The organism is Burkholderia sp. AW33-5 (genome assembly GCF_053427615.1).
The window spans coordinates 55,069-67,720 of sequence record NZ_JBSAXA010000010.1 but is presented as its reverse complement, the minus strand read 5'-3'; the positions used below and the strand labels follow the sequence as shown (position 1 = coordinate 67,720).

Below are 12,652 nucleotides of genomic sequence, written 5' to 3'. Positions count from 1 at the left end.
AAGAAAATACGAGACGCATCATGTTCACATTCGTGTTGCGCCGCGTGGGGATGGTGATCCCGACCTTCATCGGCATCACCATCCTGGCGTTTGCGCTGATTCACCTGATACCGGGCGACCCCATCGAAGTGATGATGGGCGAGCGCGGCGTCGATCCCGCGATGCATGCGGAGGCAATGAAACGCCTCGGGCTCGACCAGCCGCTGCCCCTGCAGTACGTCCACTACATCGGCCGGGCGCTGCATGGCGACCTCGGCACGTCGATCATCACCAACACCAGCGTCGCGGGCGAATTCTTCGCGCGCTTCCCGGCGACCGTCGAGCTGTCGCTGTGCGCGCTCGTGTTCGCGCTCGCCGTCGGGCTGCCGGCCGGCGTGATCGCCGCGCTGCGGCGCGGCTCGGTCGTCGATCACGGCGTGATGGGCACCGCGCTCACCGGCTACTCGATGCCGATCTTCTGGTGGGGGCTGATCCTCATCATGGTGTTTTCGTCGTACCTCGGCTGGACGCCCGTGTCCGGGCGCATCGCGGTCGAATACGACTTCCCGCATCCGACCGGCTTCATGCTGATCGACGCGCTGCTCGCGCCGGACGAAGGCTCGTTCAAGTCGGCGGTCAGCCACCTGATCCTGCCCGCGATCGTGCTCGGCACGATCCCGCTCGCGGTGATCGCGCGGATGACGCGCTCGTCGATGCTCGAAGTGCTGCGCGAGGACTACATCCGCACCGCCCGTGCGAAGGGGCTGTCGCCCGCGCGCGTGGTCGTCGTGCATGCGCTGCGCAATGCGCTGATCCCCGTCGTCACGGTGATCGGCCTGCAGATCGGCACGCTGCTGGCCGGCGCCGTGCTGACCGAGACGCTCTTTTCGTGGCCCGGTGTCGGCAAGTGGCTGATCGATGCGATCGGCCGCCGCGACTATCCGGTCGTCCAGGGCGGCATCCTGCTGATCGCGACGCTCGTGATCGTCGTGAACCTGGTCGTCGACCTGCTGTACGGCGTGCTGAATCCGCGCATCCGCCACACGAGGTAATTCCATGAGCAATCTGCAAAACACCCTGCCGAGCGAATCCGCGCCGGCCGGCGGCCGTGCGCTCGCGCTGCGCGAGTTCTGGGCCAACTTCTCGCGCAACCGCGGCGCCGTCGGCGCAGGCATCGTCGTGCTGATGCTGATCCTGGTCGCGCTCCTCGCGCCGCTGATCGCGCCGCACAGCCCGGTCGAGCAATACCGCGACTACGTGAAGATCCCGCCCGCATGGCTCGCCGGCGGCAACTGGCAATTCATCCTCGGCACCGACGAAGCGGGCCGCGACATCCTTTCGCGCCTGATGTTCGGCGCGCGCATGTCGTTCTGGATCGGCTTCGTATCGGTCGTGCTCGCGCTGATCCCGGGCATCGTGCTCGGGCTGGTCGCCGCGTTCTTCCAGAAATGGGCCGACACGCCGGTGATGCGCATCATGGACGTGCTGCTCGCGCTGCCGTCGCTGCTGCTCGCGGTCGCGGTCGTCGCGATCATCGGCCCGGGCCTCACCAACACGATGTTCGCGATCGCGATCGTCGCGCTGCCGGCCTACGTGCGTCTCACGCGTGCGTCGGCGCTCGGCGAACTGCAGAAGGAGTACGTGACGGCGTCGCGCGTGGCCGGTGCCGGCACGCTGCGCCTGATGTTCTCCCAGGTGCTGCCGAACTGCACGGCGCCGCTGATCGTGCAGGCGACGCTCGGCTTTTCGTCGGCCATCCTCGACGCGGCCGCGCTCGGCTTCCTCGGCCTCGGCGTGCAGCCGCCGACCGCGGAATGGGGCGCGATGCTCGCGTCCGCGCGCGACTACATCGACAACGCATGGTGGATCGTGACGATGCCCGGCCTGTCGATCCTGATTTCGGTGCTCGCGATCAACCTGCTCGGCGACGGGCTGCGCGACGCGCTCGATCCCAAACTGAAGCGGATGGCCTGACATGACCCAGAATCTTCTGACCATCCGCAATCTCGCGGTGAACTTCAACGGCCTGCCCGCTGTCGACCGGATCAACCTGTCGATCGCGCCGGGCGAGGTGGTGGGCGTCGTCGGCGAATCGGGCTCGGGCAAGAGCGTGACGATGATGGCGCTGATGGGCCTGATCGACGCGCCCGGCAAGGTGACGGCCGACGAGGTCACGTTCAACGGCGTGGACCTGCTGAAGGCGTCGCCGAAGGCGCGCCGCAAGATCGTCGGCAAGGACATCGCGATGGTGTTCCAGGACGCGCTGACGAGCCTGAATCCGAGCTACACGGTCGGCTACCAGATCAAGGAGGTGCTGAAGCTGCACGAAGGCCTGCGCGGCGACGCGCTGCACCGGCGCGCGCTCGAACTGCTCGACCAGGTCGGCATTCCCGACGCGAAGAACCGCATCGCGGCGTTCCCGCACCAGATGTCGGGCGGGATGAACCAGCGCGTGATGATCGCGATGGCGGTCGCGTGCAACCCGAAGCTGCTGATCGCCGACGAGCCGACCACCGCGCTCGACGTGACGATCCAGGCGCAGATCATGGATCTGCTCGTGAAGCTGCAGAAGGAGCGCGGGATGGCGCTCGTGCTGATCTCGCACGACCTGGCCGTGGTGTCGGAAGTCGCGCAGCGCGTCGCGGTGATGTATGCGGGCGAGGTCATCGAGACCAATCGCGTGCCGGACATCTTCCGTGCGCCGCATCATCCGTACACCGAAGCGCTGCTCGCGGCGATTCCCGAGCACAATCAGGGGGCGCGTCGCCTTGCCGCATTGCCGGGCATGGTGCCCGGCCGCGATGATCGCCCGTCCGGGTGCCTGTTCGCGCCGCGCTGCAAGTACGTCGTCGACGATTGCCGCAAGGCGCGTCCGGCGCTCGATACGCTGGTGCCGGCCAACGATGCGATGCGTGCGCGCTGCATCAAGCCGCTCAATGTTTCCAACCTCGACCTCACGGGAGGCGCACGATGAATGCTGTCCAAGAAACGCCTCGCGTGCCGCACGACGAAGAAGCGGTGCTGGTCGCCGACCAGCTCGCGAAGCACTACACGGTCAAGCGCGGGATGTTCGGGCAAGGCACGGTGAAGGCGCTGAACGGCGTGTCGTTCACGCTCAGGCGCGGCAAGACGCTCGCCGTCGTCGGCGAATCGGGCTGCGGGAAATCGACGCTCGCGCGCCAGCTCACGATGATCGAGACGCCCACCTCGGGCCATCTGACGATCGACGGCAAGGACGTGGCCGGCGCGAGCCGCGAGACGGTCGCCGACCTGCGCCGCCGCGTGCAGATGGTGTTCCAGAATCCGTTCGCGTCGCTGAACCCGCGCAAGACGGTCGAGCAGACGCTCTCCGAACCGCTCGAGATCAATGCGAACCTGACGGCCGCCGAGCGCGCGGCGCGCATCGCGCAGATCATGCGCACGGTCGGCCTGCGGCCCGAGCACGCGAAGCGCTATCCGCACATGTTCTCGGGCGGCCAGCGCCAGCGGGTCGCGATCGCGCGCGCGATGATCCTCGATCCGCGGATCGTCGTCGCCGACGAGCCGGTGTCCGCGCTCGACGTGTCGATCCAGGCGCAGATCCTGAACCTGTTCATGGATCTGCAGGAGCAGTTCAAGACGAGCTACGTCTTCATCTCGCACAACCTGTCGGTGGTCGAGCACGTCGCCGACGACGTGATGGTGATGTACTTCGGCAGCGTCGCCGAGCTCGGCGACAAGGCGACGATCTACGCGCGGCCGCGCCATCCGTACACGCGCGCGCTGATGTCGGCGACGCCGGCGATCTTCGAGGAAGACCGCCGCGTGCAGATCAAGCTGCAGGGCGAGCTGCCGTCGCCGCTCAATCCGCCGTCGGGCTGCGCGTTTCACCAGCGCTGCCCGTACGCGGTCGAGCGTTGCCGTGTCGAGGAACCGCAGCTGCGCGACGTCGACGGACGCCGCGTGGCCTGCCATCGCGCCGAGGAGGTGGGGGAGGCGAATGCCTGATGGTTTGGCGGCGCGCGCGTCCGGCGTGCGCCGTTCGGGGGCCGGCAGCGCGCGCGTGATGCGCGCGTGCCGCAACGCACGGCGCTGGAGCGTGCGCACGGTCACGGGCGCGGCGCTGGCCGGCGCGTGCGTGGCGGCCAGCCTCGTCGTTCCCGTCGAGTCGGCGCGCGCCGAAGGGCGCGCGCCGGCCAGTTCGCCGATCCATACGTCGCAGGTTCCGCCGCCCGGCATGAGCCTGCCGGGCTTCCACGCGCCGTCCGTGTCGAACGGCACGGTCGCGCGCGGCACGGTGCGCGTGCAGCCCGCACGCATGCCGTTCTATGTCGCCACCCGGGGCAAGCTCACGCTGTACGTGCTCGGCACGCTGCACACGGGCGACCCGTCCGACTATCCGCCCGCTCAGCCGTTCCGGCCGCGCATCCTCGGGGCGCTCGCGGCGTCGCCGACGCTCGCGCTCGAGCTGTCGCCGGACGATCTGCTCGAATCGCAGGACGACGTGTCGAAGTACGGCGTGTGCCGCTCCCCGTGCCTGCAGCGCCTGTTGCCCGAGCCGCTGTGGCAGCGCCTCGCGGGGCGCCTGCGCGGCAATCCGGCCGCGCTCGCGGAGATTCGCCGGATGCGGCCGTGGCTCGCGGCGCTGGTCGTCGAAACCTATGACTCGCTGGCGGCCGGCCTGCAGACGGAATACGGCACCGAGGCGCAACTTCAGAACGTATTCCTGAAGAAGAAGGGCGGCCGCGTGATCGGGCTCGAGACGCTCGCCGAGCAGATGCGCGCATTCACCGGGCTGACGCTCGCGGAGCAGCGCGAGATGCTCGCGCAGGACATGGTGCAGACGCCGGCGCAGAACGCCGACGACATCAAGGCGCTGCACCGGCTGTGGCAAATCGGCGACGCCGATGCGATCTCGGCGTGGGCGGTCGCGAAGAGCGAGCGGCTGGCCCGTTCGAAGGCGCTGTCGGCGTCGATCGACAACAAGATCCTGTACGAACGCAACCGGCGCTTCGTTGCACGGATGACGGCAATCGCCGCGCCGAACCGGCCGGTATTCGTCGCCATCGGCGCGCTGCATCTGGGCGGCCCGCGCGGCGTGCTCGAATTGTTGCGCCAGCAAGGGTATCAGGTCGACGCGAACTGATCGCGCGGGGCGCCGCGCACCGATCCTCCCCTGTTTGATCGACGATACGCACGCGCGGCGAGGCGCCTGTGCGGCCGCGCGATTCGATAAGGAAAACCCTCGAATCCTCAGGAAATAGCGTTTAAAACGATTGACATCCGGTTCTGCCGATCTCTATTCTTCATCCCACAAGTTGAAAAATTGAAAAGAATAGAAAAAGTTCTACGGGGTAGCAGAAAACAAAGCGCGGGGTTAGCGTAGCCGGCACGTGATGATCGTGCCGGCCGCGGAGTGTCTGCATGCACGGCGGGGCCAACATCGTCGGGACAACAAATGCATGCGACAGACTTGCGGATAAGCGACGTTCCGTCGTCCGACCGGGGGAAGCAGCAATCGGGCGGCGGCGGACGTTTTTTAATCCGGAGCATTATTCCGGTCACCGTCGACAGACGGTTTCGGGGGGCGAGTCGACAGACGGCGAAGTCCGCGGCGATTGCGCCAACAGAAAAGCGCCACGAGGGCGCTTTTTTTCTTTGGTGCGGCGGTTTTCGTCGGGCGGCGGCGCGGCTTGCGCGCCGGTCAGGCGCCTTCGTCGGCTTCCAGCGCGCCCGGGGCGACGACATCGATGCCGGCCGCTTCGAGCGCCGCGCGGATCCGCTTCGCGAACGCGAGCGCATGCGGGCCGTCGCCGTGCAGGCAGACCGTCTGCGCATTGAGCGGCACCCACTCGCCGCTCACCGACTGCACCCGCCGATCGCGCACCATGTCGAGCGTGCGGGCGAGCACCGCGTCCTCGTCATCGATCAGCGCGCCGGGCTGGCTGCGCGGCACGAGCGAGCCGTCCGCGCGGTAGCCGCGATCGGCGAACACTTCCTCCACCGCGGCGAGCCCCGCGTGGCGCGCGGCCGCGACGAACACGCTGTTCGCGAGCCCGAACACCGCCAGCGACGGATCGAAGTCGTGGATCGCGGACACCACCGCGTCGGCGATCATCGGGTCGCGCGCGGCCTGGTTGTACAGCGCGCCGTGCGGCTTCACGTGCGCGATGCGGCCGCCCTCGGCCTGCGCGATCGCCGACAGCGCGCCGAGCTGGTACAGCACGCCGGCATAGATGTCGCCGGCCGGCAGCTGCATTTCCTTGCGGCCGAAATTCTCCGGGTCGTGAAAGCTCGGGTGCGCGCCGATCGACACGCCTTTCTGCACGGCCCAGCGCACGCAGTCGCGCATCGCATTGGCGCCGCCTGCATGCCAGCCGCACGCGATGTTCGCCGACGTGACGAGGTCGAGCAGCGCCTCGTCCGATCCGCATCCTTCGCCGAGATCGGCATTCAGATCGATTTCCATGATGTTCCTCGTCCACTGATGGCGTGGCGCGTCCTTCGTCCTGCTTCCGCCATTGTCACGCCGCGCGCGATTGCGCGCGGCGGCGGGTCTCCTCGCGCATCTCGATCGCGACGTCGATCTGACGCAGATAGGCACGTTCCGCGGTCAGCGCGGCGCGCGCGGCGTCGGGTGTCGTGCGCACGAAGCGGATCGGCAGGTTGAGCCGCGCCTGTGCGAGTTTCCAGAGATCCGCGCGGATCACCGTGCCGATCTTCGGATAGCCGCCGGTGGTTTGCGCGTCGTGCATCAGCACGATCGGCTGGCCGTTCGGCGGCACCTGGATCGTGCCGGGCAGCACCGCGTGCGACAGCAGCTCGACCGGCCGCTCGCGCACCAGCTCGGCGCCGGCGAGCCGATAGCCCATCCGGTTGCTGTTCGCGGTGACGAGCCATTCCTCGTCCCAGAACGCCTGCTGCGAATCGGCCGCGAACGACGCGTAGTCGGGGCCCGGCAGCACGCGCACGGGCATCGCCCACGGCGCATGCGCGGGCCGGTGGCGGCGCGGCGGTTCGTCGACGCGCACGAACGCGCACCACGCGGGCGCTTTCACGCCGAATTCGGGCGCATCGGCCGCGAGGCAGCCGGCGCCGGCCGGCGGCACACCGACCGGAAGCCGATCGCCGTCGCGCAGCGCGCGGCCGCCGAGGCCGCCGAAGCGCGATGCGAGATCGGTGCTGCGCGAGCCGAGCATCGGCAGCACGTCGATGCCGCCGGCGATGCACAGATAGCCGCGCATCCCGCGTTTCGCGGCCGGCAGCACGAGCGTTTGCCCGGCGTCGACCGGCAGGCTCCACCAGGAATACACGGGCTTGCCGTCGAGCGTCGCACCGAATTCGGTGCCGGTGATCGCGATGCGCGTCGCGCGCGTGAAGCGGAACGCGGCCGGGCCGATCGTGATTTCGACGGCCGCCGCGTCGGGGCGATTGCCGACCAGCCGGTTGCCGACTTCGAGCGCGAGGCCGTCGAGCGCGCCGCCCTGCGCGACGCCGAGATGGCGCATGCCGCGGCGGCCGAGATCCTGCACGGTCGACAACGGACCGGCGCGGACCACCTCGATCGTGCCCGGTGCGGTATTCTGGGTCATGTCGCGTCGACTCCGGCAATGGTGAAGCGCACGCGGTCGCCGGGCAGCAGCAGCGCCGGCTGCGGCCGCGCCGGGTCGAACAGCACGTGCGACGTGCGGCCGATCAGCTGCCAGCCGCCGGGCGACGTGGCCGGGTAGATGCCCGTCTGCGCCCCGCCGATGCCGACCGAGCCGGCCGGCACTTCCAGGCGCGGCGCCGCGCGGCGCGGCGTGTGCAGCGACGCATCGAGGCCGCCGAGATAGGCGAAGCCCGGCTGGAAGCCGACGAAGAACACGACGTATTCGCCGGCCGCATGACGCGCGACGACTTCGTCGGCCGGCAGCCCGGTGTGTGCGGCGACGGCGGTCAGGTCGGGGCCGGCCGCACCGCCGTATTCGACCGGGATGTCGATTTCCCGGCCGTCCACATGCTCGACGTCGGCGGTTTCCCACGCGTCGCGCAGCGCGGGCGTGAGCGACTCGGCCGTCGCGGCGAGCGCGTCGAACACGATCGTCAGGTTGTTCATGCCCGGCACGACGTCGATCACGTCGGGCCACGCGCGCGCGACCTCGGCGACGGCCCAGACGCGGCGCTGGCAATCGAGCGTGGCGGGCGGCGGCACCTCGCAGACGAGGGCGGCGTCGCCGAGCGGATAAATGCGGGGTTGCGTCATCGGACTGGCACGGTTTGGACGGCAATGTTAGCGCACATTGTCAATAAAATATCGACAACTTCCCAATAAGCGTTTTCGCCTAGCCCGTATGTCCGGGCTTCTGGCGTACACTCGGCACACCCTGTCATCCGGCTTGCGCCGCCTTTCCATGAAGCGTCCTGCGACCAAGATCGTGTCATCCGAACACCTCGTTTCCGATTCGAGCGCGGAGCTGTCGGAACTCGAATACGGGCTCATCATGGCCGGCAATGCGTTCAATCGCTGGATGGTGCGCTGCATGTCGGCCGCGGGCGCGAAGGACATGACGGCGGTCGAGGTGTCGCTGCTGCATCACGTCAGCCATCGCGAACGCAAGAAGAAGCTCGCCGACATCTGCTTCGTGCTCAATATCGAGGATACGCACGTCGCGACCTATGCGCTGAAAAAACTGATCGCGCGCGGCTATGTGAAGAGCGAGAAGAGCGGCAAGGAAGTGTTCTTCTTCGCGACCGACGCGGGCCGCGAGCTGTGCATGAAGTATCGGGAGGTGCGCGAGCATTGCCTGATCGAGACGCTGAAGGACAGCGGCCTCACCAACGAGCAGATCGGCGACGCGGCGCAGCTGCTGCGCCACGCATCGGGCCTCTACGACACGGCCGCGCGCGCGGCGGCGTCGCTGTAAACGATTGCGGACGGGACGGTCGACGCGGTGACGCGCGGCATGCCGCAGACTTCGCGTCGCGCGCCCCGTCATCCGGCGGCCGGGTACAGCGCGCCGTCGGTCACGATCCAGCGCATCGCGAGATCGTGCGCTTCGGCCGGCAGCGCGTCCACGCGGCACGCTTCATACGCGATGCCGACCGTCACCGGCAGCGTGTCGCCCGACCACACCGCGAGCGTGCGGTCGTAATAGCCGCCGCCATAGCCGAGCCGGTAGCGCTGCAGATCGAATCCCACACACGGAATCAGCAACAGATCGGGCACGACGACGACCCCCGACGCCGGCTCCGGAATCCGGTGATGCCCTTCGCGCATCGGCGTGTGCGCATCCCACGCATGGAACGCGAGCGGCGTGTGCTTCTCGCCGATCACCGGCAGCGCGGCGCGGCGACCCGGGCCTGCCGCGGACCACGCGAGCACCGCGTCGCGTGCGTCGAATTCGCCCGGCAGCGGCCAGTAGAAGCCGACCGTGCGCGGCGCGAGCCGCTCGAGCAACAGGCGCAGCCGCGCGTCGAGCGCGGCGTTCGCGGCGGGCTGCGACGCGGCGTCGCGACGCGCGCCGGACAGCGTTTTGCGCAGTGCAACCTTCGGGTTCGGCACAGGGTTGCATGCTATGCTTTCGCTCACTTCGTGCTCCATTCAAAACGATGTCGAACAGCCTTTTCCGAGTATATCGCGCGGTCGCGCTCGCGCTTTCTGCCGCCGCGCTCGTCGCGGGCACGGCCGCGTGCGCCGCACCGAACGACGACACGCTCGCCGGGGACGACCAGATCTTCGTGCAGCTGCGCGAAGCCGCGCGCCGCAACGACGCCGCGAAGGCCGCGCAGCTCGCGGCGATGATTCCGAACTATCCGGTCCCGTCCTACGTCGAGTATTTCCAGATCAAGCCGCAGCTGTTCGATTCGACGGGCCGCGCACGTGTCGACGCACCCGACGCCCCCGTGCAGTCGTTCCTGCAGCGCTACGACGGCCAGGCGATCGCCGACCGCCTGCGCAACGACTACCTGCTCGTGCTCGGCGCGCGCCACGACTGGCGCAGCTTCGACGAGCAGTACAAGCGCTTCGTGCTCGACGACGACACGCAGGTCAAGTGCTACGCGCTCGAATCGCGCGCGGCGCGCGGCGAGAACGTCGCCGAGGCGGCGCGCGCGCTGCTCGTCGAGCCGAAATACTACGGCGACGCCTGTGTCGACCTGATTACGGCGCTCACCGTCAACCAGCAGTTCACGAGCGACGACGTGTGGCAGCAGGCACGCCTCGCGTACGAGCAGAACTACACGACGCTCGGCGGGAAGATCGTCGACGCGCTCGGCGCGCGGCCGGTCGGCTTCGATCAGGCGACCAGCGCGCCGCCGCTGTACCTCGCGCGCGGCGTCGGCCCCGACGCGGCATCGCACCAGCTCGCGCTGATCGCGCTCGGCCGCATGGCGCGCAACGACCCGGACGCCGCGGCGGGAATGCTGACGTCCATCGCCGGCTCGCTGACGAAGCAGGAGCAGGCGATCGCATGGGGCGCGATCGGCTACCAGGGGGCGATCAAGCGCTCGGCGCTCGCGTCGGTCTGGTATGCGAAATCCGCGAACGCGCCGCTGTCGAACCCGGGTTACGAATGGCGCACGCGCGCCGCGTTGCTCGTCGGCAACTGGCCGATGGTGCGCTGGTCGATCGAACAGATGCCGCCGTCGCTGCGCAGCGATCCGGCGTGGATCTACTGGCATGCACGCGCGCTCAAGCAGAGCGGCGACACGCTGCAGGCGAACCAGGAATTCGAGCAGGTCGCGGGCCAGTTCAACTTCTACGGGCAGCTCGCCGGCGAGGAGCTCGGCCAGCGCACGTCGGTCCCGCCGCGCACGAAGGTGAGCGACGCCGACGTCGACGCGATGAGCAAGATCCCCGGATTCGCGCTCGCGCAACGCTTCTATGGGCTGAACCTGCGCCTCGAAGGCAACCGCGAATGGAACTGGCCGCTGCGCGGGATGACCGATCGCCAACTGCTCGCGGCCGCCGAATACGGCAAGCGTATCGACCTGCTCGACCGCACGGTCAATACGGCCGACCGCACGAAGGCCGAGCACGACTTCACGCTGCGCTACCCGTCGCCGTATCGCGACATCGTCGAGCGCTACGCGCAGTCGACCGGCCTCGACATCGAATGGGCGTACGGGCTGATCCGCCAGGAATCGCGCTTCATCACGAACGCGCGTTCGTCGGTCGGCGCGGGCGGGCTGATGCAGCTGATGCCGGCCACCGCGCAGCTCGTCGCGAAGAAGCTCGGGATGGGCACGATCACGCGTGCGCAGATGCACGACATCAATACGAACATCCAGCTCGGCACCTGGTACCTGTCGGACATCTACAACAACTTCGACAGCTCGCCGGTGCTGGCGACGGCCGGCTACAACGCGGGCCCGGGCCGGCCGCGCCAGTGGCGCCAGGTGTTGACGCAGCCGGTCGAAGGCGCGATCTTCGCGGAGACGATTCCGTTCAACGAGACGCGCGACTACGTGAAGAACGTGCTGTCGAATACCGTCTACTACGCGGCGCTCTTCGAGGGCAAACCGCAGTCGTTGAAGAAACGCCTGGGCATGATCTCGCCCTGATCCGCAATCTTCATACTGCCGCGCGAGACGCGGCAGTATGCAAGGGGCTGTTCACGCTGATACCGGGCTTGTTCCCCTGACTGGAAAAGTCATTTGTGGGGCTGGCCGCCAGTGCAAGCCCGTTATTGGCGTGAACAGCTCCTTGGAGGTCTCGAACATGGATCGCCAGACCGTCGCGCTGCTGGGCGGCACCGGCTTCATCGGCAGCCGGCTCGTCAATGCGCTGATCGACGCCGGCAAGCAGGTACGGATCGGCACGCGGCGGCGCGACCATGCACGCCACCTGCAGATGCTGCCGGTCGAGATCGTCGAGCTCGACACGTTCGATCCGCGCACGCTGGCGCGGTTCGTCGCCGGCGCGCATGCGGCCGTCAACCTCGTCGGCGTGCTGCACGGCGGCCGCGGCACGCCGTACGGGCCCGGGTTCGAGCGCGCGCACGTCGCGCTGCCGGCCGCGCTGGCCGCCGCGTGCGTCGAAGTCGGCGTGAGGCGCGTGCTGCACATGAGCGCGCTCGGCGCCGATTCGCACGGCCCGAGCATGTACCAGCGCTCGAAGGGCGACGGCGAGGCCGCGCTGCATGCGGTCGCGGCGACCGACTCGCTCGCGCTGACGATCTTCCGCCCGTCGGTCGTGTTCGGCCCCGGCGACGCGTTCCTGAACACGTTCGCGAACCTGCAGCGCACGCTGCCGGTGCTGCCGCTTGCGATGCCCGATGCGCGCTTCCAGCCGGTGTTCGTCGGCGACGTCGTGCGCGCGTTCGTCAACACGCTCGATCTCGCGGCCGCGCACGGCAAGACTTACGAACTCGGCGGCCCCACCGTCTACACGCTCGAGCAGTTGGTGCGTTATTGCGGCACGCTGGTCGGCCGGCAGGCACGCATCGTGCGCCTGCCCGACGCGCTCGCGCGGCTGCAGGCGAGCGTGTTCGAATGCCTGCCCGGCGAGCCGGTGATCACGCGCGACAATCTCGCGTCGATGTCGGTGCCGAACGTGCTGTCCGGGCCGCTCGCGCCCGAACTCGGGATCTCGCCCGCGAGTCTCGAGAGCATCGCGCCCGCGTATCTCGGCCATGCCGCGCGGCGCTCCCGCTTCGACTGGTTCCGCTCGCGCCGCTAGGCGTCGCGGGCCGTCGCTTCCGTCATTCACTTT

General features: G+C 68.6%; 12 protein-coding genes. 8 read left to right on the top strand and 4 right to left on the bottom strand.

The genetic code is table 11. From position 1 onward, the window contains the following. Positions 1–20: 20 nt before the first annotated feature. Genes ACV22V_RS17700 through ACV22V_RS17680 form a run of 5 tightly spaced genes read left to right on the top strand, consistent with a single transcriptional unit; the run spans position 21 to position 5,104 of the window. The gene (locus ACV22V_RS17700) at positions 21–1,031 is read left to right on the top strand and encodes an ABC transporter permease subunit (RefSeq protein WP_059691952.1); all 1,011 of its coding nucleotides are present in this window, start codon (positions 21–23) and stop codon (positions 1,029–1,031) included. Between the two features lie 4 nt (positions 1,032–1,035). Beyond that, positions 1,036–1,953, top strand: a complete 918-nt coding sequence (locus ACV22V_RS17695) for an ABC transporter permease subunit (protein ID WP_059535048.1) — start codon at positions 1,036–1,038, stop codon at positions 1,951–1,953. A gap of 1 nt (position 1,954) precedes the next feature. After that, entirely contained in the window at positions 1,955–2,953 is a 999-nt protein-coding gene (locus ACV22V_RS17690; protein WP_059691953.1) for an ABC transporter ATP-binding protein, read from the top strand. Beyond that, positions 2,950–3,966: a peptide ABC transporter ATP-binding protein gene (locus ACV22V_RS17685; RefSeq protein ID WP_059691954.1), complete on the top strand. Its 1,017-nt coding sequence runs from the start codon at positions 2,950–2,952 to the stop codon at positions 3,964–3,966. The genes ACV22V_RS17690 and ACV22V_RS17685 overlap by 4 nt, the downstream gene beginning before the upstream one ends. Then, complete coding sequence (locus tag ACV22V_RS17680; RefSeq protein ID WP_448014866.1) at positions 3,959–5,104, top strand: TraB/GumN family protein; 1,146 nt, start codon at positions 3,959–3,961, stop codon at positions 5,102–5,104. Before ACV22V_RS17685 ends, ACV22V_RS17680 begins: the two co-directional genes overlap by 8 nt. 558 nt (positions 5,105–5,662) lie before the next feature. Here the strand turns inward: ACV22V_RS17680 and pxpA are convergent. Genes pxpA through pxpB form a run of 3 tightly spaced genes read right to left on the bottom strand, consistent with a single transcriptional unit; the run spans position 5,663 to position 8,203 of the window. Beyond that, entirely contained in the window at positions 5,663–6,427 is a 765-nt protein-coding gene (pxpA, locus tag ACV22V_RS17675; protein ID WP_059535055.1) for a 5-oxoprolinase subunit PxpA, read from the bottom strand. 55 nt (positions 6,428–6,482) lie between these two features. After that, positions 6,483–7,550, bottom strand: coding sequence for a 5-oxoprolinase subunit C family protein (locus ACV22V_RS17670; RefSeq protein ID WP_059691956.1), 1,068 nt, complete (start codon positions 7,548–7,550; stop codon positions 6,483–6,485). After that, entirely contained in the window at positions 7,547–8,203 is a 657-nt protein-coding gene (gene pxpB, locus ACV22V_RS17665) for a 5-oxoprolinase subunit PxpB (protein WP_448014863.1), read from the bottom strand. The genes ACV22V_RS17670 and pxpB overlap by 4 nt, the downstream gene beginning before the upstream one ends. A 148-nt stretch (positions 8,204–8,351) precedes the next feature. Here pxpB and ACV22V_RS17660 point away from each other — a divergent pair, with 148 nt between their 5' ends. Further along, positions 8,352–8,864, top strand: coding sequence for a winged helix DNA-binding protein (locus ACV22V_RS17660; protein ID WP_059535061.1), 513 nt, complete (start codon positions 8,352–8,354; stop codon positions 8,862–8,864). A gap of 68 nt (positions 8,865–8,932) precedes the next feature. Here ACV22V_RS17660 and ACV22V_RS17655 read toward each other — a convergent pair whose 3' ends face one another. Next, on the bottom strand, positions 8,933–9,541 hold the full coding sequence (locus tag ACV22V_RS17655; RefSeq protein WP_448014862.1) for a 5-formyltetrahydrofolate cyclo-ligase: 609 nt from the start codon (positions 9,539–9,541) through the stop codon (positions 8,933–8,935). Positions 9,542–9,549: 8 nt separating this feature from the next. Here ACV22V_RS17655 and ACV22V_RS17650 point away from each other — a divergent pair, with 8 nt between their 5' ends. Both ACV22V_RS17650 and ACV22V_RS17645 read left to right on the top strand, forming a co-directional pair. Then, positions 9,550–11,502, top strand: coding sequence for a lytic transglycosylase domain-containing protein (locus ACV22V_RS17650; RefSeq protein WP_059535065.1), 1,953 nt, complete (start codon positions 9,550–9,552; stop codon positions 11,500–11,502). Between the two features lie 157 nt (positions 11,503–11,659). Continuing rightward, positions 11,660–12,619 (top strand): complex I NDUFA9 subunit family protein, encoded by a 960-nt coding sequence (locus tag ACV22V_RS17645; protein ID WP_448014860.1) that lies wholly within the window; start codon positions 11,660–11,662, stop codon positions 12,617–12,619. Positions 12,620–12,652 lie beyond the last annotated feature (33 nt).

Bases quoted from the DNA above. Each gene is read 5' to 3' on its own strand.
- pxpA (WP_059535055.1), bottom strand. From the start codon at position 6,427: ATGGAAATCGATCTGAATGCCGATCTCGGCGAAGGATGCGGATCGGAC.
- ACV22V_RS17680 (WP_448014866.1), top strand. From the start codon at position 3,959: ATGCCTGATGGTTTGGCGGCGCGCGCGTCCGGCGTGCGCCGTTCGGGG.
- ACV22V_RS17660 (WP_059535061.1), top strand. From the start codon at position 8,352: ATGAAGCGTCCTGCGACCAAGATCGTGTCATCCGAACACCTCGTTTCC.
- ACV22V_RS17695 (WP_059535048.1), top strand. From the start codon at position 1,036: ATGAGCAATCTGCAAAACACCCTGCCGAGCGAATCCGCGCCGGCCGGC.
- ACV22V_RS17645 (WP_448014860.1), top strand. From the start codon at position 11,660: ATGGATCGCCAGACCGTCGCGCTGCTGGGCGGCACCGGCTTCATCGGC.
- ACV22V_RS17700 (WP_059691952.1), top strand. From the start codon at position 21: ATGTTCACATTCGTGTTGCGCCGCGTGGGGATGGTGATCCCGACCTTC.
- pxpB (WP_448014863.1), bottom strand. From the start codon at position 8,203: ATGACGCAACCCCGCATTTATCCGCTCGGCGACGCCGCCCTCGTCTGC.
- ACV22V_RS17690 (WP_059691953.1), top strand. From the start codon at position 1,955: ATGACCCAGAATCTTCTGACCATCCGCAATCTCGCGGTGAACTTCAAC.
- ACV22V_RS17650 (WP_059535065.1), top strand. From the start codon at position 9,550: ATGTCGAACAGCCTTTTCCGAGTATATCGCGCGGTCGCGCTCGCGCTT.
- ACV22V_RS17685 (WP_059691954.1), top strand. From the start codon at position 2,950: ATGAATGCTGTCCAAGAAACGCCTCGCGTGCCGCACGACGAAGAAGCG.
- ACV22V_RS17655 (WP_448014862.1), bottom strand. From the start codon at position 9,541: ATGGAGCACGAAGTGAGCGAAAGCATAGCATGCAACCCTGTGCCGAAC.
- ACV22V_RS17670 (WP_059691956.1), bottom strand. From the start codon at position 7,550: ATGACCCAGAATACCGCACCGGGCACGATCGAGGTGGTCCGCGCCGGT.